The following is an 18,673-nucleotide window of genomic DNA, read 5'->3' on the forward strand; positions in this document are numbered from 1 at the left end:
ACGTCAGCTGCAACGCTCCGACAGGCCCGATGCCACTCCCTGGCCGGCAAAAATATGCGACGACTGCCGTACGTCACCTGCCGCTGTAGGCGTCATTAGACTGTTACTCAGCGCGTTGAAAGGTTTTGAAAATGTTTGAGTCCGTACAGGGCCTGCTTGATGAGCATGATGCTATCCAGGCGCAGTTGGGGGATCCTGCTGTTTATGCTGACCAGCGGCTTGCCCGGAAACTGGGGCGGCGTTCGGCTCAGCTCAATGGCATTGTTGAGGCCTACCACAAGTGGGAAGGCCTCCGGGATGACCTTGCCGCTGCCAAGGAGATGGCCTCGGAGGATCCGGAGTTCGCGGCTGAGGTCCCTGAGCTGGAAGCCGCCCTTGAGGTGGCCGCTGCGAAACTGCGCCGCCTTCTCATCCCGCGCGATCCTGACGATGCCCGCAACGTGATCCTCGAGGTCAAGGGCGGTGAAGGCGGCGACGAAGCCGCCCTGTTTGCCGGTGACCTGCTCCGTATGTACACGCGGTACGCGGAGTCCCGGGGCTGGAAGACCGAGATCATTTCCGCCACCGAATCCGACCTCGGCGGCTACAAGGACGTCCAGGTTGCCGTCAAGGGGAGCTCGAACGATCCTGCAGAGGGCGTCTACGCGCGCCTGAAGTTCGAAGGCGGCGTGCACCGGGTCCAGCGCGTTCCCGTCACGGAATCGCAGGGCCGTATCCACACCTCCGCTGCCGGCGTCCTTGTCCTCCCCGAAGTGGATGAACCCGAAGAGCTGGAAATCAACCAGAACGACCTCAAGATCGACGTCTACCGGTCTTCCGGTCCCGGCGGCCAGTCCGTTAACACCACTGACTCCGCTGTGCGCATCACCCACCTTCCCACGGGCATCGTGGTTGCCATGCAGAACGAAAAATCCCAGCTCCAGAACCGTGAAGCGGGCATGCGCGTGCTCCGGGCACGCATCCTGGCGCACCAGCAGGAGCAGATCGACGCCGAGAACTCGGCTCAGCGGAAATCCCAGATCCGCACCATGGACCGTTCGGAGCGCATCCGTACCTATAACTATCCGGAGAACCGCATCGCGGACCACCGCACCGGGTACAAGGCGTACAACCTGGACCAGGTCATGAACGGCGACCTCGAGCCCGTCATCCAGTCCGCCATCGAGATGGACGAACAGGCGCGCCTGGACGCCATCGGCGACTAGTCCTTTCGGCACACAGCAGACATGACACTCGAGCCAGGCCAGTCGCTCGCGGACGCCGTCAGCGCGGCAACGGACATACTCCGTGACGCCGGCGTCCCCAGTCCGCGGGTGGACGCGGAGCTGCTGGCGGACCACCTGCTGAATGTGGGGCTCGGCCGGCTGCGTGCCATGATGCTGGGGGATGCACCCGCGCCGGAAGGCTATGCGGCGCTGGTGGCGGAGCGCGCCAGCCGCGTACCGCTGCAGCACATCACGGGGGTGGCGTATTTCCGCTACCTCGAACTGGCCGTCGGCCCCGGCGTTTTCGTGCCCCGCCCCGAGACCGAATCGGTGGTGCAGCTGGTCATCGACCACGTCCGGGGGATGGCCCACCCGAGGATCGTCGACCTCGGGACGGGCTCCGGCGCCATCGCAGGCTCCATCGCCCACGAAGTGCCGGGCGCGGAGGTGCACGCCGTCGAGTTCAGTCCCTTCGCCCATGCCTGGGCAGCAAAAAACCTGGGCCCGCTGGGTGTCCGGCTTGTCCTGGGGGACCTGCGGAACGCGCTGCCAGAGCTGAACGGGACTTTCGACGTCGTGGTGTCCAACCCGCCGTACATCCCCGCCGAAGCCGTCCCCAACGAGCCGGAAGTGGCCCTCCATGATCCGCCTGAGGCGCTGTACGGCGGGGGAGCGGACGGCATGGAACTTCCGACGGCGGCCGCTGCCTCCGCCGCCCGCCTCCTGCGCCCGGGCGGCTACTTTGTGATGGAGCATGCAGAAGTCCAGGCGGGATGGATTTCCGACCATTTGGCGGGTTCAGGAAACTGGACCGGAATCAGGACGCACCTGGACCTCAACGGCAAGGAGCGCGCCACCAGCGCCCTGCTCGCGGATCCGGACCACAGCGAATGAAAGAATAGGCGAGTGACCACTACCTACAACTGCACCAGTGACGACGAGCGCGCCAAGGGACTCGAGCACGCCCAGCGTGCCATCAGCGAAAAGAAGTGCGTGGTCTTCCCCACGGACACGGTCTACGGGATTGCCGCCGACGCCTTCTCGCCCCAGGCCGTGACAATGCTCCTGGTGTCAAAGGGACGCAGCCGCACCATGCCGCCGCCCGTGCTGATCCCGCGGATCAATGCCCTGGACGGCCTCGCCACGGAAGTGTCGGCCGACGCCCGCAAACTGGCGGAGGCTTTCTGGCCCGGTGGCCTAACCCTCATCCTGCACGCGCAGCCTTCCCTGGACTGGGACCTTGGCGAGACCAAAGGCACGGTGGCACTCCGCATGCCGGACGATGAGATCGCCCAGGAGCTCCTGACTTTGACCGGCCCGCTGGCTGTTTCCTCGGCCAACCGCACCGGCCATGCCCCCGGACAGACGGCTGCAGCCGCGCGCGAACAGCTGGCTGACTCCGTGGAGGTCTACCTTGAAGGCGGCTTCCGGCCGGTCGAAGGAGAAGCAGCGGTACCGTCCACGATTGTCGATGCCACGGGTCCGCGCCTGCGCGTGGTCCGCAACGGTGCGGTGACCCTGGACCAGCTTCGTGAACACGTACCCGGCGTCCTGGGCCTCGGAGAGATCCCCATGGCTGAAGAGGAACCGGTGGAAGCAACGGAAGAACCTGCACCCGCCAACGAGTCTCCGGCCGTTGTGCCTCCTGCTGTTGAATCTCCTGCTGCTGAGTCTGCCTCGGACAAAATTGCAGGAGTCCCGGCTGACGCTGCTGACGAGTCCGCAGCTGAACCGGTTCAGCCGGCGGCATCCGGTTCCTCCGCGGTTGACCCAGCAGCGGCCAAACCTTCGTCTGCTGCTGCCCCGGCGCCGGTTCGGAACCCTGAACCGTGATGGCTCTGGACCGCCAGCGGATTCCGGTCCTGGAGGTTGATGCGACACCGCTCCGGGTTCCCGAGCTGATGGCGGAACTCAGCCGCTTCGTCGAGGAAGGCTCCACGCGCACGGTGCTGGGGCACAACCTGCACAGCGTGACACTGACGCTCTCGGATGAAGGCTTCCGGAACCTCTACCAGCGCAGCGACGTAGTTTTGCTGGACGGTGCACCCGTGCTCTGGCTGTGGGGGAGGACCGGCAAAGCCGAAGGGCCGGTCATGGACTACAGGCTGGGCACCACCGACTGGCTTCCGGCGCTGGGCCAGGTTCACGGTTTGGAGCGGATTGCAGTGATCGGCGCCGGCGCCGAGGCAAATGCTGCGGCCGTTAAGCAACTGGAGTCGATTGTCCCCGGCGCCCGGGTGGCGGGACTGCCCGGTGAGGGCTGGAACGGGGACCTGGAAGACCAGGCTGTTGCGTGGCTGCACGCCCAGCAGCCGCAGCTTGTCCTGCTGGGCCTGGGCATGCCCCTGCAGGAGGAAGTCCTGCAACGGCGCCTGGGCGACATGCCGACTGCCATCTATTGCGCCGTGGGGGGAGCAATCGAACAGCTGGCCGGCTTCCAGAAACTTGCACCGCGCTGGCTGGGCCGGATGGGGCTGGAATGGGCCTGGCGGCTGCTGCTGCATCCCCGACGTGTTGCCTACCGCGTGCTCGGAGAGCCCTGGGTCCTGCTGTGGCTCCTGGGAAACCGGCACTTGAAGCGGCAGATCCCCAGGTCCGGCAGGTAAAAGCCGTTTGACCGGAGGTGCGTCACTGGAACTTCTGGTCCTCCAGCGGGGCAAAGCCCTTGCCGCGCAGGCCGGTGGTGAAGGACCTGGCCCAGCCGACGAACCCCCGCAGGTCCCGCCGCTGCGCGAAGTAGCCCACATAACCGCCCACGTCCGCAACAAAAGAGCGGACACGGAAGTAGCGGCGGATCAGGTAGCCGCGGTTCCGGTAATAGTAGTAGCGCTTGAACGCGGACTCCGGAACGATGACGTGCCAGCCTGCGCCAAAGACATGCTGGGTTTCGGAAAACGCATGCGGGTGGGTGATGGCTGTGGTGGTCACGGTGCCAAACCTGATGCCCGCCTTGCGCAGCCGGATGGTGAAGTCGACTTCGTCGCCACGGATAAACAGCCGCATGTCCGGCAGGCCCACTTTGAAGAAGACATCGGAGCGGATCAGCGCTCCGTTGAAGAAGTGGCCGTCGTTGGGGAGGAAGCCAAGCTTCTCCACCTCGGCGCGGCTGTGCGTCACCTTGCCGTCGAGGCGGAAGAAGAAGGAAAGCCGGTCCGGCTGGCCGGGCGCAGTCACAAGCGGAACCACCGCCTCAAGGTCCCGTGCCTCAGCCTCACGCAGCAGCGTGGCGAGGCATTCAGGATCTGCCGGCTCGGCGTCGTCGTCCATCATCCAGATCCACCTGGCGCCGCTGGCCACTGCCTTGAGCGCTGCCAGGGCGAAGCCGCCCGCACCGCCAAGGTTGGCCTCCGAACGGACATAGTCGACGTTCGGGTGCAATCCGGCTGCTTCGCGCGCCGGGGTTTTGCCGCTGTCAACAAGGCAGATTGTGTCCACCGCGGCCGTCTGGGCGTTGATGGAATCCAGCAGGACAGCAAGTTCCTTCGGCCTGTCGAAGGTCACGGCAGCAACTGCTATGCGGGGGGTCATGGGGGTCCTTTCAGCATGGCTGACAGGGATTTCCCCGCTCGCAATGCGCCAGTGTGGCGCGAAGCCATGAAGCTGTTGGCGCTAGTATCTTTGACTAGAGTCCACTGTAATACAGCCCTGTACGGCACTGCGTATGAGGAAATACGCGCTGCCTGCCGCGCGCTCGGCGACGGAGAAGTTTCATTTATCGAAGAACAGATTCCCGGCCAGTGAGCCCCATAGCCAAGGACCAGCAGCCAGTGCCGTTGCCCGCCTGCAGCGTCCCCCCGGAGACGGAACCCGCCCCATGATCATGTACCTGCTGATGGGGCTGACGGCTGCCGTTGTGTCCTATGCGGCAACGTGGGGGGCGCGGGTCGTCGGCCACCGGCTCGAGCTCCACATGCCCATCCGCAGCCGCGACATGCACTCCATTCCCGTGTCCCGCCTGGGCGGCGTGGCGATCTTCCTCGGCGTCATGGTGGCCCTCATCGTTGCCAGCCAATCGTTTTTCGTGAAGGACATCTACCGGAACAACTTCTCGCCCTGGGGTGTGCTTGCAGGCGCCGCAGTCATAGTCCTGGTGGGCGTCGCAGACGACCTGCTGGACATCCGGTGGTGGGTAAAGCTGATCGGCCAGAGCATTGCAGGCCTGACCGTGGCCATCTGGGGAGTCCAGATGACTATCGTCCCCTGGGTTCCCGAGCCGGTCTACCTTGAGAATGAAACAGTCCGGGTCCTGTTGACCGCCGGGCTGATCGTCACCACGATGAATGCCTTCAACTTCATCGACGGGCTGGACGGCCTTGCCGCGGGCGTCGCCATCATCGGCGGCACGGCGTTCTTCTTCACCGCCTACTGGGTGCACCGCAACGCGGTCCTGCTGGACTATTCAGACCTCGCCACCCTCATAACCGCCGTCCTGGTGGGCAGCTGCCTTGGCTTCCTGCCGCACAACTGGTTTCCGTCCAAGATCTTCATGGGCGATTCCGGCGCCATGCTGATCGGCCTTCTGATGGCCTCCGCCGGTGTGGTGTCCACGGGCCAGATCACCTCGGGCCTGTATGACAGGGTCAACGGCATCTCCACCGTGATTCCCATCCTGCTTCCGTTCGCGGTCCTCTTCCTTCCGCTGCTGGACCTTGGCCTGGCTGTTGTGCGGCGGACTGCCCGCGGACGCTCACCCTGGTCGGCTGACCGCGGACACCTGCACCACAAGCTCCTGGACATTGGCTACTCGCACCGCACGGCAGTCATCCTCATGTACCTCTGGACCGGGATCCTCTCCTTCGGGGGACTGGCCTTCGCTATCTTCCCCTGGCAGATTGTGCTGTCCATTGACCTCTTCGCCACCCTGGTCATGGGCCTCGTCACTGCCTGGCCCTATCTGGCACGCCGGGGCGAAGAGACCCGGGCGTAACGTCCGTGCAGAAATATTTCTATCTCATGTAGAATTTAGGGGCAGCCAAAGCTGCCCCTCCACACAGCCTGTTGGTGATTCGCCGCAGGAGCCGACGATTGGGATCGAATGACCTCCAACGCCGAGTCCGGACCGTTGTCCGGCAACGGAAACGTTGGCGCATCCGGCCCCACGCCGTCACTCTGGCTGCACCTCCTCAAGCTGAGCTCGATCGCTTCGGCGTTCGGAGTACTTCTCTGCGCTGTCCTGGCCCTGCTGCTGGATGGCATGGACGGGGCGCTGTCCAGTTCGTCCGGTGGCCTGCTGGTGATGCTGTTCTTCGGGATCAGCCTCCTCGTGGGGCATTTCGTGGGCCGCACGAACCCCTCCGGAGCCATCGGAATGTTCGTGGCCACCTACTTCGTCAAGGTGGTCGGCTTCGCCGTCGTGCTGTTCTTTGTCGGAGCGCCGCAGTGGCTGGACGGGCGTTGGTTTGTTGCCGGCGCGGTCACCGCCGTGGTGCTGTGGCAGGCTGCTGAGCTCTACGGTTTCAGCAAAGCGCGCCTCCAGATTTACAACGATCCACAAACCAAGGAAAACCCCGATGCGTGATCCTCAGAAGCCGAATGATGGCCGCAGCGGAAACGGCGGACTGAGCGGTTCCGCTCCCGGTGTATCAGGCGACGGAACCAGCGGCGGATACAACGCCGGCATGGCCGTATTCAGCTACATCATTGGCGGAATCATCGTCTGGAGTTTGATAGGGTGGGGACTGGATTACGTGTGGGGAACGCGCTGGATTGTGCTCGCAGGCGCTCTGCTTGGAGCCGTCGGAGGTTTTTACCTTTCCCACATGCATGGCCTTACCAGTTCTCGAAACAACGCTGGGGAGCGCCGTGCTTCCAGCGGGCCGTCCCAGGACGGCGACACTAATGCCAAATAATTTCACAGGGGGAACAGCAGGCCATCAGGCTGCCGGTCCCCGCCCAACGCCCAATGATGGACACTGCAGAGAGGAAACGCGTTGATCGCGCTTGCGCTCCCGGCCCAAGATTCAGGAGAGTTCACTCCTCCTGGTATTAACGAAATGCATTTGCCGGCAATCCTGCCGTGGGGTGCCGCAGAAGGATTCTCCAAGCAGATGCTGCTGGTCCTCCTCTCTGTCGTCTTTATCGCCGTCTTCTTCGTGCTCGCTGCACGCAAGCAGCAGCTGGTACCCGGCAAACTCCAGTTCGCCGGCGAGGCCGCCTACGGCTTCGTCCGCAACGGAATCGCCAAGGACATCATCGGCGGCAAGGACTTCATCAAGTACGTCCCGCTGTTGTTCAGCCTCTTCTTCTTCATCCTGGTGAACAACATCTACGGCGCCATCCCGTTCTTCCAGCTCCCCACGTTCTCCCACGTGGGCGGAGCCTACGTGCTGGCGGGCATCGTCTACTTCACCTGGATCGCCATCGGCGTCAAGAAGAACGGTCTCCGTTACTTCAAACTGGCCACCGTGCCCTCAGGTGTTCCCTGGTACATCCTTCCGATCGTGATCCCGATCGAGATCATCTCCAACTTCCTGGTCCGGCCGGTTACCCACAGCCTCCGTCTGTTCGCCACCATGCTGGCAGGCCACCTCATTGTGATGATCGCCGGCTACGGCATCGAGTTCCTCGTCATGCAGGAGAACATCCTGCTCAAGGGATCCTCGCTCCTGGTCCTGGGCGGCGCGATCGCCATGTACATGCTTGAAGCCCTGATCATGGTCCTGCAGGCCTACGTCTTTACCCTGCTGACCGCGATCTACATCGAAGGCGCGCTTCACGCCGACAGCCACTAAGGCATCCGCCCAACGGCACCGCGCCGCAAGGCGCACTAAAAACTTCCCCTCGCGGGGATAGAGCAACCCAAACAACCTGCCACACGGGTGGCATCTTGAAAGGAAGAAAAATGGAAGGCAATCTCAACCTCGTAGGTTACGGTCTGTCCGCAATCGGCGGTGGTATCGGTGTTGGCCTCGTATTCGCTGCCTACATCAACGGCGTTGCACGTCAGCCGGAAGCACAGCGCGTCCTGCAGCCGATCGCATTCCTCGGCCTTGCGCTCACCGAAGCCCTCGCCATCCTCGGCCTGGTCTTCGCCTTCGTTCTCTAGTCCTTAGAGCGAAGCGAACTTACAGAACCGAGTAGAAAAGGACGGGTGAAATATGAATCAGCTGATCATCTCAGCCGCCACTGAGGGCGAAGTCAACCCCCTGGTTCCCAATGTCTGGGAAATGGGCGTTGTCCTCGTGGGCTTTGCCATCCTCATGTTCATCGTGGTCAAGTTCGTTGTCCCGATGTTCGAAAAGACCTTCGCCGAGCGTGCTGAGGCCATTGAAGGCGGCATTGCAAAGGCTGAAAAGGCCCAGGCTGAGGCTTCTGCTGCACTCGAAGAGTACAAGCAGCAGCTGACCGACGCCCGCACCGAAGCCAACCGCATCCGTGAGGAAGCCCGCGCCGAAGGTGCCCAGATCCTCGCGGATCTCAAGGAGAAGGCAGCTGCAGAGTCTGCCCGCATCACGGCCCAGGCGCACGCACAGATCGAATCCGAGCGCCAGGCGGCCGTTGTGTCGCTGCGCTCCGAGGTCGGCACGCTGGCCACCACCCTGGCTGGCCGGATCGTCGGCGAATCGCTCAACGATGACGAGCGCGCAGCTCGGGTCGTGGACCGTTTCCTGGCAGATCTGGAGACCCAGAACGCAGGTGCAGCTAAGTAATGGCAGGCGTATCGAGCGAATCGCTGGCAACAGCGCTGGCAGCGTTGGAAGCCAAGCTTCCGACGGCGTCGCTGCAGCTGGCAAAGGAACTCTTCGGAATTCTGGGAATGGTGGACAGCTCGGCTGGCTTGCGCCGCGCCCTGACTGACCCGTCCCGCAACGGTGACGAAAAGTCGGCGCTGGTCAGGCAGCTGGTTGGCGGAAAAGTCTCCGCTGATGCTGCAGAGATCGCGGGCGGACTGGCCAGCTTGCGCTGGGCAACTGCCCGTGACATCGGCGATGCACTCGAGACTCTTGCCGCAACGGTGGTCATTTCCGTTGCCGAAAACAAGTCGGCCGTTTCTGCCTCCGGAATCACTGGCCTGGAAGAACTGGAGAACGATCTGTTCTCCTTCAACCAGGCTGTTGCCTCCAACCATGAGGTACAACGTGCTCTGTCCGAAACACAGGCCAGCGCTGCTGCCAGGTCGGCATTTGCCGAAAAGCTGGTGCCGGCCGCCAGTGAGGAAGCAAAAGTCCTCATCAGACAGGCCGTCACCGAGCCCCGCGGCATCAAGCCCACCCGGCTGGTGGAACGTTTCGCGGAGCTTGCGGCCAAGCGCCAGCAGCGCTGGATTGCAACGGTCAATGTGACCCGTCCCCTGACGCAGACGCAGCTTGCACGCCTCCAGGCGGGCTTGAACGCCATGTACGGGCGGGAACTGAAGATCAACGTCAACGTTGATCCGGCACTCATTGGCGGCATCCGCGTCCAGGTCGGTGACGAAGTGCTCGACGCTTCGGTACTCACCAGGCTGGGCGAGCTGCAACGCCAGCTGGCCGGCTAGCCGGACAAGCACAAACAAACTGATAGAAACCCCGGTCATCGGCAACGGTGATCACAAAAACAGGAGAGCAGGGACTGCAGATGGCCGAATTGACCATCAACGCCGACGACGTCCGTAATGCGCTGAACGAGTTCGCGGCGTCCTACGAACCCGGAAACGCAGAGCGCGTAGAGGTCGGCCGCGTAACCACCGCTGGTGACGGCATCGCCCGTGTTGAGGGCCTTCCCTCGGTCATGGCGAACGAGCTGCTTCGCTTTGAGGACGGAACGCTGGGCCTGGCCCAGAACCTCGACGTCCGCGAAATCGGTGTCATTATCCTCGGCGACTTCACCGGCATCGAAGAAGGCCAGGAAGTCCACCGCACCGGACAGGTTCTGTCCGTTCCCGTGGGCGACGCCTTCCTTGGCCGCGTTGTCGACCCGCTGGGCATGCCCATCGACGACCTCGGCGAGATCAAGGCTGAAACCACCCGCGCACTGGAGCTCCAGGCTCCCGGCGTGACCCAGCGCAAGTCGGTGCACGAGCCGATGCAGACCGGGCTCAAGGCAATTGACGCCATGATCCCGATCGGCCGCGGCCAGCGCCAGCTCATCATTGGCGACCGCCAGACCGGCAAGTCGGCCATTGCGATTGACACGATCATCAACCAGAAGGCCAACTGGGCTTCAGGCGATGTGGCCAAGCAGGTCCGCTGCATCTACGTGGCGATCGGCCAGAAGGCGTCCACCATCGCCGCCATCCGCCAGACCCTTGAGGACAACGGCGCACTGGAGTACACCACCATCGTGGCGTCTCCGGCATCCGACCCCGCCGGCTTCAAGTACCTTGCACCGTACGCCGGTTCGGCCATCGGCCAGCACTGGATGTACGGCGGCAAGCACGTCCTCATCGTGTTTGATGACCTCTCCAAGCAGGCTGAGGCCTACCGTGCAGTGTCGCTGCTGCTCCGCCGTCCGCCGGGCCGCGAAGCCTACCCGGGTGACGTCTTCTACTTGCACTCCCGCCTGCTGGAGCGTTGTGCAAAGCTCTCCGACGAACTGGGTGCCGGTTCCATGACGGGCCTGCCGCTGATCGAGACGAAGGCGAATGACGTTTCCGCCTACATCCCGACCAACGTCATCTCCATCACCGACGGCCAGATCTTCCTGCAGTCGGACCTCTTCAACGCCAACCAGCGTCCCGCTGTTGACGTGGGTGTGTCCGTGTCCCGCGTGGGCGGCGCCGCACAGGTGAAGTCCATGAAGAAGGTCTCTGGCACGTTGAAGCTGGACCTCGCCCAGTACCGCGACATGCAGGCATTCGCCATGTTCGCCTCGGACCTGGACGCCGCGTCACGCCAGCAGCTGACCCGTGGCGCCCGCCTCATGGAGCTGCTCAAGCAGGGCCAGTACTCGCCGTTCCCGGTGGAGAACCAGGTTGTATCCATCTGGGCCGGCACCAACGGCTACCTGGACGACGTTCCGGTTGAGGACATCAGCCGCTTCGAGTCCGAGTTCCTGGAGCACCTGACGCACAAGTCCTCGATCCTCACCACGCTGGCGCAGACCAACGTGCTGGACGATGACACCGCGGCAGCTCTGAAGTCGGCCATCGTCGACTTCAAGAAGGGCTTCTTCGGCGAGGGCGACAACCACCTGGTAGGTGCGGGGCATGAGGAATATGCCGCCATCGACGAGGGCCAGGTTGACCAGGAAAAGATCGTCAAGCAGAAGCGCTAGTTCCATTGGCCGGGTGTGCCGGGTCCACAGGACCCGGCACACCCGGCCTACGGAACGCTAGGAAAGGATAAGTATGGGAGCCCAGATCCGGGTCTACCGCCAGAAGATCAGCTCGACCACGTCGATGCGCAAGATCTTCAAGGCGATGGAACTGATCGCTACCTCGCGCATCGGCAAGGCCCGTGCGCGCGTAGCAGCTTCACTGCCTTACGCGAACGCGATCACGCGCGCCGTTTCTGCTGTCGCAAGCCAAAGCGAAATCGACCACCCGCTGACCACTGAGCCGGAGCAGATCCGCCGTGCCGCCGTCCTGGTAATTACCGCGGACCGTGGACTGGCAGGTTCCTACTCGGCCAGCGTGCTCAAGCAGGCGGAAGGTCTCATCGAGCTGCTCCACGAAGAAGGCAAGGAAGTCAAGACTTACGTCGTTGGACGTAAGGCCCAGGCCTACTTCGATTTCCGGAACCGTGAGTATGCACGGGTTTGGACCGGAGGGACGGATTCGCCTGAGTTCAGCACCGCGCGCGAAATTGGCGAGGCACTGCTGGCCGAGTTCGCAACCGACTACGAAGAGGGCGGCGTGGACGAAATCCACGTGGTTTACACCCGCTTCAAGTCCATGGTCACCCAGGAGCCCACGGTCATCCGACTGCTTCCCCTGGAAGTAGTGGAAGAGCAGGCAGCTTCTGAATCGGACCTGTTGCCGCTGTACGAGTTTGAGCCGGAAACGGAGCGCGTTCTTGACGCCCTGCTGCCGCGCTACATCGAGTCACGCATCTTCGCGGCCATGCTGCAGGCAGCAGCTTCTGAGCTTGCTGCACGCCAGCGGGCCATGAAGTCCGCCGGCGACAACGCCACGGACCTCATCAAGAAGTACACGCGTCTGCGCAACACGGCCCGCCAGGCTGAAATTACGCAGGAGCTTTCCGAGATTGTTGCCGGCGCCGACGCCCTCGCGTCCTAGCCTGCAGCAGACCGGATTCCGCTGGACCTGCAACACCACAGATAAACTTAAACCCACGCCATCTACTGAGTGAAGTGAGAGAGATGACTGCCACTGCTACCGAACACGTAGCCGCAACGTCCGGTGCCACCGGCCGCATTGCGCGCGTAATCGGCCCGGTTGTCGACGTCGAATTCCCGGCCGACGCAATCCCGTCCATCTACAATGCCCTCACCACTGAGATTACTCTCAACGGTGTAACCAAGACCATCACGTTCGAGACCGCCCTGCACCTGGGCGACAACCTCATTCGCGCCATCTCCCTGCAGGCTACCGACGGACTGGTCCGCGGAACCAACGTAGTGGACACAGGTGCCCCCATCTCCGTACCCGTTGGCGACGGCGTCAAGGGCCACATCTTCAACGTGCTGGGCCAGCCCCTGGACGTTGCAGAATCGGAACTGGACATCAGCGAACGCTGGCCGATCCACCGCAAGGCTCCGAACTTCGCCTCGCTCGAAGGCTCAACCGAGATGCTGGAAACCGGCATCAAGGTCATCGACCTCCTCACCCCGTACATCAAGGGTGGAAAGATCGGCCTGTTCGGTGGCGCCGGCGTGGGCAAGACCGTTCTGATCCAGGAAATGATCACCCGCGTGGCACGCAACTTCGGTGGTACTTCGGTATTCGCCGGTGTTGGCGAGCGTACCCGTGAAGGTAACGACCTCTGGGTTGAAATGGAAGAGGCAGGTGTCCTCAAGGACACCGCCCTTGTATTCGGCCAGATGGATGAGCCGCCGGGAACGCGCCTGCGCGTGGCACTGTCCGCACTGACCATGGCGGAGTACTTCCGCGATGTGCAGAACCAGGACGTGCTGTTGTTCATCGACAACATCTTCCGCTTCACCCAGGCAGGTTCCGAGGTTTCCACCCTCCTCGGCCGCATGCCGTCCGCTGTGGGCTACCAGCCCAACCTGGCAGACGAGATGGGCCTCCTGCAGGAGCGCATCACGTCCACCAAGGGCCACTCCATCACTTCGATGCAGGCCATCTACGTTCCCGCAGATGACTACACCGACCCGGCTCCGGCAACGACCTTCGCACACCTCGACGCGACCACGGAACTTTCCCGTGAAATCGCCTCCCGTGGTCTGTACCCGGCCGTTGACCCGCTGACGTCGACCTCCCGCATCCTGGATCCCCAGTACATCGGCAAGGACCACTACAACACGGCTGTGCGCGTGAAGCAGATCCTGCAGAAGAACAAGGAACTCCAGGACATCATCGCCATCCTCGGTGTGGATGAACTCTCCGAAGAGGACAAGATCGTCGTGTCGCGTGCACGCCGCATCCAGCAGTTCCTGTCGCAGAACACCTACACCGCCAAGCAGTTCACCGGCGTTGAGGGCTCCACGGTTTCCATCAAGGACACCGTTGAAGGCTTCACCGCGATCTGCGACGGCGACCTTGACCACATCGCTGAGCAGGCGTTCTTCAACGTCGGCGGTCTCGACGACGTCGAGCGCCAGTGGGCCAAGATCCAGGAACAGACCAAGTAATATGGCTGAGCTTGAGGTTGAGATTGTCGCAGCGGACCACTTCGTGTGGTCCGGAGCGGCCAAGATGGTCAAGGCCCGCACCAGCGATGGTGAAATCGGAATCCTGCCCGGCCACTCGCCCCTGCTGGCGATCCTGGCCGAGGGTGAACTGGCGATCCAGCCGGTATCGGGAGACCGTATCGCGGTAGACGTCGACGGCGGGTTCTTCTCCGTGGACAACAACCGCGTGGTCATCGTTGCTGACAACGCCCAGTTGGGCGGCTCGGCTACCGCTGGGATCCGCTAGCATCACTTTGATGGACGCTTCGAGTCTTCCGTTCATCGCCATGGCAATCGCTTTCGGATTGCTGATCTTTGCACTGTGCCTTTCGGGGGTGCGCCGCTTCAACCTGCGGCGTGCCCTCGGCACGGTGGACGCCTCCATTTGCATGGCTGGAAACAGCTGGCAGATGGGGGTTTGTCGTTATCAGGACAACGACCTCGAATGGTTCCGCCTGATGTCATTGAGCGTCCGGCCCAAACACAGGTTCAAGCGCCACAGCCTTGAACTGCTGGGCCGCCGCAAACCCACGGAGGCCGAGGCCGTGAAGGTCCAGCCCGACGTCGTGATTGTGGAACTGCGCTATGAAGGCAAGGACCTGCGCCTTGCCATGAAATTCGACGCCTACACCGGCCTCTCGTCCTGGCTGGAGGCCGGACCGGTCATCGGCGTCGGCACCTGGCGCTAGCCGGCGTGGACTGGCTCTTTGATGTCCGGCTCGTGGACGGGCCGGCCTACTGGTTTTCCCTCCTCTTGGGCCTCGCCGGGGCCGCCTACCTCCTGGTGCCCCCTGCCGGCATCCGCCCCCGTCCCTGGCTGTACCGGGTCCTGGCTGCCGCGGCCGCGGCGCTGGTAATGGTCGGTGCGGTGCACTGGGTCCTCATCAACGTCTTTTCGGTCTTCCCTGCGAACATCCCGGACACGGTGCTGCTCTGGGTGGCGGCGGGCGCAGCTGCGCTCATTCTCCTGGTCCTGCGCCTGCCCCGCGGCAGGTGGCGAAGCCGCGCCACCGGCCTTGCAGCCTCCCTTCTGGTGGCGGTTCTCTGTGGCGTGCAGATCAACGCCTACTATGGGCTCAACCGCACCGTCAGCGACCTCTTCGGCACGGCGCTGGCCCGGATCCCGGTGCTGGAGCAGGAGCTGAGGCGCCAGCCCGGTGAGTCCGACGGCGTCCAACTCCAGGGATGGGCACCGCAGGGGGAGATGCCTTCCGGGGGAGCCCTGCGACGGCACGCTATCCCGGGGGACGTTTCCGGCATGGATACCCGGGAAGCCTACATCTACCTCCCGCCGGCATACTTTGCGCAGAACCGTCCCGCCCTCCCGGTGCTGGTGCTGGTGGCGGGACAGCCGGGTGGTCCGGCAGACTGGCTGACCGGAGGCCAGCTCCAGTCCCACCTGGACTCCTATGCCGCCGCGCATGGGGGAGTCGCGCCCGTGGTGGTGGTCCCGGACCCCAACGGATCACAGTCCGCCAACACCATGTGCATGGACAGCCGGATCGCACGCGCGGACACCTACCTGTCGCAGGACGTTCCGCACTGGATAAAGTCCACGCTCGCCGTCGAAACAGACCACCGCAAGTGGGCTGCCGGCGGATTTTCCTTCGGCGGTACCTGCGCGCTGCAGCTGGGCACCCGGCATCCGGACCTCTTCCCCTCCGTTTTGTCCTTCTCCGGCGAGGCGGAGCCGGCGATTGCCAAGGAGCGCCACAAGACCATCGAGGCATCTTTCCCCGGAGATCCTGAGTCTTTCATCCGCCAAACACCGCTGGCCATCATGGAGCGGCAACGCTTTGAAGGCAGCGGACTCTACCTGACCGCCGGGCAGGACGATCCCGAATTCGTCGGATACCTCCGTACCGTGGCCGCAGCGGCGGAGGAGGCCGGGTTTACGGTGCGCTCCTACGAGGTGGAAAGCACCGGCCACTCCTGGGATACGTCGTCGAAGCGTATTGCGGACGCACTCGATTTCCTGGCCCAGCGGTGGGGACTGTACGGGTGACCGCGGATAAGCAGGTGCGGACTGCCCGCCTTGCCTGGTCCACGGTGGCGCTGCCCGCCCTTAGGGATGCAACGGCTGCGCTGAAGTCGGCTCCCTTCACATTGGGGATGCTCGGACTCTTCCTGGCCACAGCGGCAGTGACCGGGAGCTTCGTGGCGGGGCCACCCGAACAGCTGATGGGGCTTGCGGGCGTCAGCGGTCCCGGGCTCCGGGACGGTAACTGGTGGTCCCTCTTCACCAGCATGTTCTTCGCCACGAATCCGGCTGCCTACCTGGCGGCTGCCCTGATGATCGTTGTGCTGCTGGGTCCCGCGGAGCGCAGGCTGGGAACCCGTGCGGCCGTTGCGCTGGTGCTGGGCGGCCAGTTTTCCGCCGTCACGCTGTTCCTGCTGGTGACCCAGGTGGCCGGATATGTCGGTGACGGCTGGTTGGACCAGATGGCCGATGATGTCCTGGTGGGCCCGTATGCCCCGCTGCTGACGGCGGGCATGGCGGCAAGCGCGCGGCTGCCGGTCCTGTGGCAGCGCCGGCTGCGGACGGCAGTGCTGTCCATCTCGCTCCTGCTGGTCCTGTACGTGGGGCACGCTGAAACTGTTATCGGGTTCTTGGGGGCCGTACTGGGGCTGCTGGCGGGGTGGTGGATCCAGGGGGACCACGGCCAGCTGCACCGGCACCGTTCAACGGGGCGGGAAACAAGGAACCTCCTGGCCCTAACCGTCGCGGTATTTGCCGTGGGGCCGATCCTGGCTGGCGTCACCCGGGCGCCCACGGGTCCGCTGGCCCTTCTGCGCGACGTGGTCCTAAACCCGCTCCCAACGCTTGGCCAGCTGGCGTTCAACTGCGGCGACACGGTGCAGGCTTCCTGCCTGGAAGCGGGGCGGGCGGGTTTTGCAGGTCCGGTCGGGCTGGCCCTGGCAGTGGTTCCGGTAGCCCTGCTGCTGATCTGTGCGGACGGCATGCGCCGAGGCCGGCGCCTTGCCCTGAACATCACCATCGGCATCCAGCTGGCAGTGACGGCCATGGCCGCCGTCTACCTTGCCCTCTTCGCCCTGCTGGCCACGAGGGGCCAGGTTCCCAACGCCCGACCGATGGGCTCCGCGTTTGCCCACGTGCTTCCCCTGGTGGTGGTGCCGCTGCTGCTTGCCCTGGTCTTGTGGTTGAACCGGCGGCAATTCCGCGTGCAGACGGCGCCGTCCGCGCGCCGCATGCTTGCCGCGGTGGTGGGAGGAACGTGGCTTGCCCTGGCCGGCTCCTACGCGCTGGCCTGGTTCTGGTCGGGAGGGCTGGAGCGCGACGGCGGGTTGCTGGGACTGCTGGCCGAGCTGTCCCGGCAGTACGTCCCCATTCCCATCCCGCAGCACTACCGCAGCGTTTTTGCGGAACGCAACGCCCTGGAGTCCGTTCTTTTTGCCTATGCCGGACCGGTGTTCTGGGTCATCGCGCTGGCGGCAGTGTGGTGGGTGCTGCTGGGTAAAGCCCATGGCACCGATTCCGGCGTGGTGGACCGGGACCGGGCCCGGTCGCTTCTGCATCAGGGTGGCGGCCCGCTCTCGTGGATGGCGCTGTGGGAACCCAACACCTACTGGTTCAGCCCCGGCGGCACGGGTGCGGTGGCCTTCCAGCAGCATGGAAGTGTTGCCCTCACCCTCGGTGGAGCCTTCGGACCCAAGGAGGCACAGCAGCGGGTCACCGGGGAATTCCTGGCCTACTGCCGGAGCCACGCGCTGATTCCGGCGCTGTACTCCTGCGATGACACACTGTGGCCGGCACTGCAGGAACAGGGGTTCGCCCGGGTGGCCGTTGCCCAGGAAACACGGTTGCCGATCCGCGAACTCGAGTTCAAGGGAAAGGAATGGCAGAACGTCCGGACAGCGCTGAACCGGGCCGCGAAGCTGGGCGTGCGTGCGGTGTGGGGGCCGTACCATTCGCTGCCGGCGGCGCTCCGCTCAAGGTTGAGCGAGGTGTCCGAGGAATGGGCAGCAGGAAAATCCGTCCCTGAGATGGGCTTCACGCTGGGCGGTGTGGACGAGCTTGAGGACGAGGAGGTGCTGTGCTGCCTCGCCGTGGATGGCAACGGAACAGTCCACGGGGTGACCAGCTGGCTTCCCGTGTACGACGGCGGGCGGCTGGCCAGCCGGACGCTGGACGTCATGCGGCGCGGCGCCGAAGGATTTCCAGGGGTAATGGAGTTCCTCATCGCATCTGCGGTCCTGGAGCTGCGCGACTCCGTGGAGGTCATCTCCCTGTCCGGTTCTCCGCTGGCAAAGGTTCCCGTGGGGCAGGCAGGTTCCCCTGCGAACGGTCCGGCCGGGAGTCAGGAGAGCGGGGAGGACGGGCAGCCGGGGCCGGAGAACCTGGTAAAGATCCTGGACCTGGTGGGGCATGCGCTCGAACCCGTCTACGGCTTCCGTTCCCTGGCGGCGTTCAAGTCCAGGTTCAAGCCCGAGTACCGCGCCCTGTACCTTTACTACCAGGACCCGCTGCATCTGCCGGCCATTGGCCGCGCGCTGACCCGTGCCTACCTTCCCGGACTTTCGCTTGCGCAGGGCGCCCGCCTGGTGCGCAGTTTAGTGAAGTGAATACCGGCGCAGTTTTAATGGGTTTTCTGCCATTCAGGGGTGGGCCGGAATCCGCGCGCGTTGTGTGTTGGATTTGCACGACTGTAAAACGGAATAAAAAATGGCCCCGGCATGAATGAACTGGTCCCCGATAGTTGGACTGGCCAAGT

19 protein-coding genes are annotated in these 18,673 nt (G+C 63.8%); 18 read left to right on the forward strand and 1 reads right to left on the reverse strand.

The genetic code is table 11. The features are described 5' to 3' along the window. Positions 1–131 precede the first annotated feature (131 nt). From prfA to ACIQF4_RS02600, 4 genes are read left to right on the forward strand one after another with little or no spacing between them, the layout of a single operon-like run. Positions 132–1,205 carry a peptide chain release factor 1 gene (gene prfA / locus ACIQF4_RS02585; RefSeq protein WP_174179130.1) on the forward strand — a complete coding sequence of 358 codons (1,074 nt, stop codon included), beginning with the start codon at positions 132–134 and terminating at the stop codon, positions 1,203–1,205. Between the two features lie 21 nt (positions 1,206–1,226). After that, positions 1,227–2,099 carry a peptide chain release factor N(5)-glutamine methyltransferase gene (gene prmC / locus ACIQF4_RS02590; protein WP_400514204.1) on the forward strand — a complete coding sequence of 291 codons (873 nt, stop codon included), beginning with the start codon at positions 1,227–1,229 and terminating at the stop codon, positions 2,097–2,099. Positions 2,100–2,111: 12 nt separating this feature from the next. Beyond that, positions 2,112–3,038 carry an L-threonylcarbamoyladenylate synthase gene (locus tag ACIQF4_RS02595; protein WP_400514206.1) on the forward strand — a complete coding sequence of 309 codons (927 nt, stop codon included), beginning with the start codon at positions 2,112–2,114 and terminating at the stop codon, positions 3,036–3,038. Beyond that, positions 3,038–3,811 (forward strand): WecB/TagA/CpsF family glycosyltransferase, encoded by a 774-nt coding sequence (locus ACIQF4_RS02600; protein WP_400514361.1) that lies wholly within the window; start codon positions 3,038–3,040, stop codon positions 3,809–3,811. Before ACIQF4_RS02595 ends, ACIQF4_RS02600 begins: the two co-directional genes overlap by 1 nt. Positions 3,812–3,833: 22 nt before the next feature. Here ACIQF4_RS02600 and ACIQF4_RS02605 read toward each other — a convergent pair whose 3' ends face one another. After that, positions 3,834–4,733, reverse strand: a complete 900-nt coding sequence (locus ACIQF4_RS02605) for a glycosyltransferase (protein WP_400514209.1) — start codon at positions 4,731–4,733, stop codon at positions 3,834–3,836. A gap of 286 nt (positions 4,734–5,019) precedes the next feature. On the opposite strand from ACIQF4_RS02605, the gene ACIQF4_RS02610 reads away from it, so the two are divergent. From ACIQF4_RS02610 to ACIQF4_RS02675, 14 genes are all read left to right on the forward strand, one after another. Next, complete coding sequence (locus ACIQF4_RS02610) at positions 5,020–6,132, forward strand: MraY family glycosyltransferase (protein WP_350001632.1); 1,113 nt, start codon at positions 5,020–5,022, stop codon at positions 6,130–6,132. 108 nt (positions 6,133–6,240) lie between these two features. After that, positions 6,241–6,723 carry a hypothetical protein gene (locus ACIQF4_RS02615; RefSeq protein ID WP_350001631.1) on the forward strand — a complete coding sequence of 161 codons (483 nt, stop codon included), beginning with the start codon at positions 6,241–6,243 and terminating at the stop codon, positions 6,721–6,723. After that, positions 6,716–7,054 carry a hypothetical protein gene (locus ACIQF4_RS02620; RefSeq protein WP_350001629.1) on the forward strand — a complete coding sequence of 113 codons (339 nt, stop codon included), beginning with the start codon at positions 6,716–6,718 and terminating at the stop codon, positions 7,052–7,054. The genes ACIQF4_RS02615 and ACIQF4_RS02620 overlap by 8 nt, the downstream gene beginning before the upstream one ends. A gap of 81 nt (positions 7,055–7,135) precedes the next feature. Then, positions 7,136–7,936, forward strand: coding sequence for a F0F1 ATP synthase subunit A (gene atpB, locus ACIQF4_RS02625; RefSeq protein ID WP_066277093.1), 801 nt, complete (start codon positions 7,136–7,138; stop codon positions 7,934–7,936). A 110-nt stretch (positions 7,937–8,046) separates the two neighbouring features. Next, positions 8,047–8,250, forward strand: coding sequence for an ATP synthase F0 subunit C (gene atpE, locus ACIQF4_RS02630; RefSeq protein WP_009356484.1), 204 nt, complete (start codon positions 8,047–8,049; stop codon positions 8,248–8,250). Positions 8,251–8,302: 52 nt separating this feature from the next. Next, positions 8,303–8,854, forward strand: coding sequence for a F0F1 ATP synthase subunit B (locus ACIQF4_RS02635; protein WP_188811879.1), 552 nt, complete (start codon positions 8,303–8,305; stop codon positions 8,852–8,854). After that, positions 8,854–9,681, forward strand: a complete 828-nt coding sequence (locus ACIQF4_RS02640; protein WP_350001625.1) for a F0F1 ATP synthase subunit delta — start codon at positions 8,854–8,856, stop codon at positions 9,679–9,681. Before ACIQF4_RS02635 ends, ACIQF4_RS02640 begins: the two co-directional genes overlap by 1 nt. Before the next feature lie 80 nt (positions 9,682–9,761). Continuing rightward, positions 9,762–11,399: a F0F1 ATP synthase subunit alpha gene (gene atpA, locus ACIQF4_RS02645; RefSeq protein WP_350001623.1), complete on the forward strand. Its 1,638-nt coding sequence runs from the start codon at positions 9,762–9,764 to the stop codon at positions 11,397–11,399. A gap of 73 nt (positions 11,400–11,472) precedes the next feature. Beyond that, the gene (locus ACIQF4_RS02650; protein ID WP_231455043.1) at positions 11,473–12,363 is read left to right on the forward strand and encodes a F0F1 ATP synthase subunit gamma; all 891 of its coding nucleotides are present in this window, start codon (positions 11,473–11,475) and stop codon (positions 12,361–12,363) included. Positions 12,364–12,446: 83 nt separating this feature from the next. Then, entirely contained in the window at positions 12,447–13,901 is a 1,455-nt protein-coding gene (gene atpD, locus ACIQF4_RS02655; RefSeq protein ID WP_104184908.1) for a F0F1 ATP synthase subunit beta, read from the forward strand. A gap of 1 nt (position 13,902) precedes the next feature. Continuing rightward, positions 13,903–14,187 (forward strand): F0F1 ATP synthase subunit epsilon, encoded by a 285-nt coding sequence (locus ACIQF4_RS02660; protein ID WP_018760117.1) that lies wholly within the window; start codon positions 13,903–13,905, stop codon positions 14,185–14,187. A 10-nt stretch (positions 14,188–14,197) separates the two neighbouring features. Continuing rightward, positions 14,198–14,629, forward strand: coding sequence for a DUF2550 domain-containing protein (locus ACIQF4_RS02665; protein ID WP_400514214.1), 432 nt, complete (start codon positions 14,198–14,200; stop codon positions 14,627–14,629). A 5-nt stretch (positions 14,630–14,634) separates the two neighbouring features. Continuing rightward, positions 14,635–15,945 carry an alpha/beta hydrolase gene (locus ACIQF4_RS02670; protein ID WP_400514216.1) on the forward strand — a complete coding sequence of 437 codons (1,311 nt, stop codon included), beginning with the start codon at positions 14,635–14,637 and terminating at the stop codon, positions 15,943–15,945. Continuing rightward, complete coding sequence (locus tag ACIQF4_RS02675) at positions 15,942–18,524, forward strand: bifunctional lysylphosphatidylglycerol flippase/synthetase MprF (protein ID WP_400514218.1); 2,583 nt, start codon at positions 15,942–15,944, stop codon at positions 18,522–18,524. The genes ACIQF4_RS02670 and ACIQF4_RS02675 overlap by 4 nt, the downstream gene beginning before the upstream one ends. Positions 18,525–18,673 lie beyond the last annotated feature (149 nt).

It is taken from the genome of Pseudarthrobacter sp. NPDC092202, assembly GCF_044755505.1.
Taxonomy (GTDB): Bacteria; Actinomycetota; Actinomycetes; order Actinomycetales; family Micrococcaceae; genus Arthrobacter.

What these genes read in the sequence shown, in the direction of transcription:
- ACIQF4_RS02635 (WP_188811879.1), top strand. Translation starts at nt 8,303, where the DNA reads ATGAATCAGCTGATCATCTCAGCCGCCACTGAGGGCGAAGTCAACCCC.
- atpA (WP_350001623.1), top strand. Translation starts at nt 9,762, where the DNA reads ATGGCCGAATTGACCATCAACGCCGACGACGTCCGTAATGCGCTGAAC.
- ACIQF4_RS02605 (WP_400514209.1), bottom strand. Translation starts at nt 4,733, where the DNA reads ATGACCCCCCGCATAGCAGTTGCTGCCGTGACCTTCGACAGGCCGAAG.
- prmC (WP_400514204.1), top strand. Translation starts at nt 1,227, where the DNA reads ATGACACTCGAGCCAGGCCAGTCGCTCGCGGACGCCGTCAGCGCGGCA.
- atpE (WP_009356484.1), top strand. Translation starts at nt 8,047, where the DNA reads ATGGAAGGCAATCTCAACCTCGTAGGTTACGGTCTGTCCGCAATCGGC.
- ACIQF4_RS02660 (WP_018760117.1), top strand. Translation starts at nt 13,903, where the DNA reads ATGGCTGAGCTTGAGGTTGAGATTGTCGCAGCGGACCACTTCGTGTGG.
- ACIQF4_RS02610 (WP_350001632.1), top strand. Translation starts at nt 5,020, where the DNA reads ATGATCATGTACCTGCTGATGGGGCTGACGGCTGCCGTTGTGTCCTAT.
- ACIQF4_RS02650 (WP_231455043.1), top strand. Translation starts at nt 11,473, where the DNA reads ATGGGAGCCCAGATCCGGGTCTACCGCCAGAAGATCAGCTCGACCACG.
- ACIQF4_RS02600 (WP_400514361.1), top strand. Translation starts at nt 3,038, where the DNA reads ATGGCTCTGGACCGCCAGCGGATTCCGGTCCTGGAGGTTGATGCGACA.
- ACIQF4_RS02615 (WP_350001631.1), top strand. Translation starts at nt 6,241, where the DNA reads ATGACCTCCAACGCCGAGTCCGGACCGTTGTCCGGCAACGGAAACGTT.
- atpD (WP_104184908.1), top strand. Translation starts at nt 12,447, where the DNA reads ATGACTGCCACTGCTACCGAACACGTAGCCGCAACGTCCGGTGCCACC.
- ACIQF4_RS02620 (WP_350001629.1), top strand. Translation starts at nt 6,716, where the DNA reads ATGCGTGATCCTCAGAAGCCGAATGATGGCCGCAGCGGAAACGGCGGA.
- ACIQF4_RS02640 (WP_350001625.1), top strand. Translation starts at nt 8,854, where the DNA reads ATGGCAGGCGTATCGAGCGAATCGCTGGCAACAGCGCTGGCAGCGTTG.
- prfA (WP_174179130.1), top strand. Translation starts at nt 132, where the DNA reads ATGTTTGAGTCCGTACAGGGCCTGCTTGATGAGCATGATGCTATCCAG.
- ACIQF4_RS02665 (WP_400514214.1), top strand. Translation starts at nt 14,198, where the DNA reads ATGGACGCTTCGAGTCTTCCGTTCATCGCCATGGCAATCGCTTTCGGA.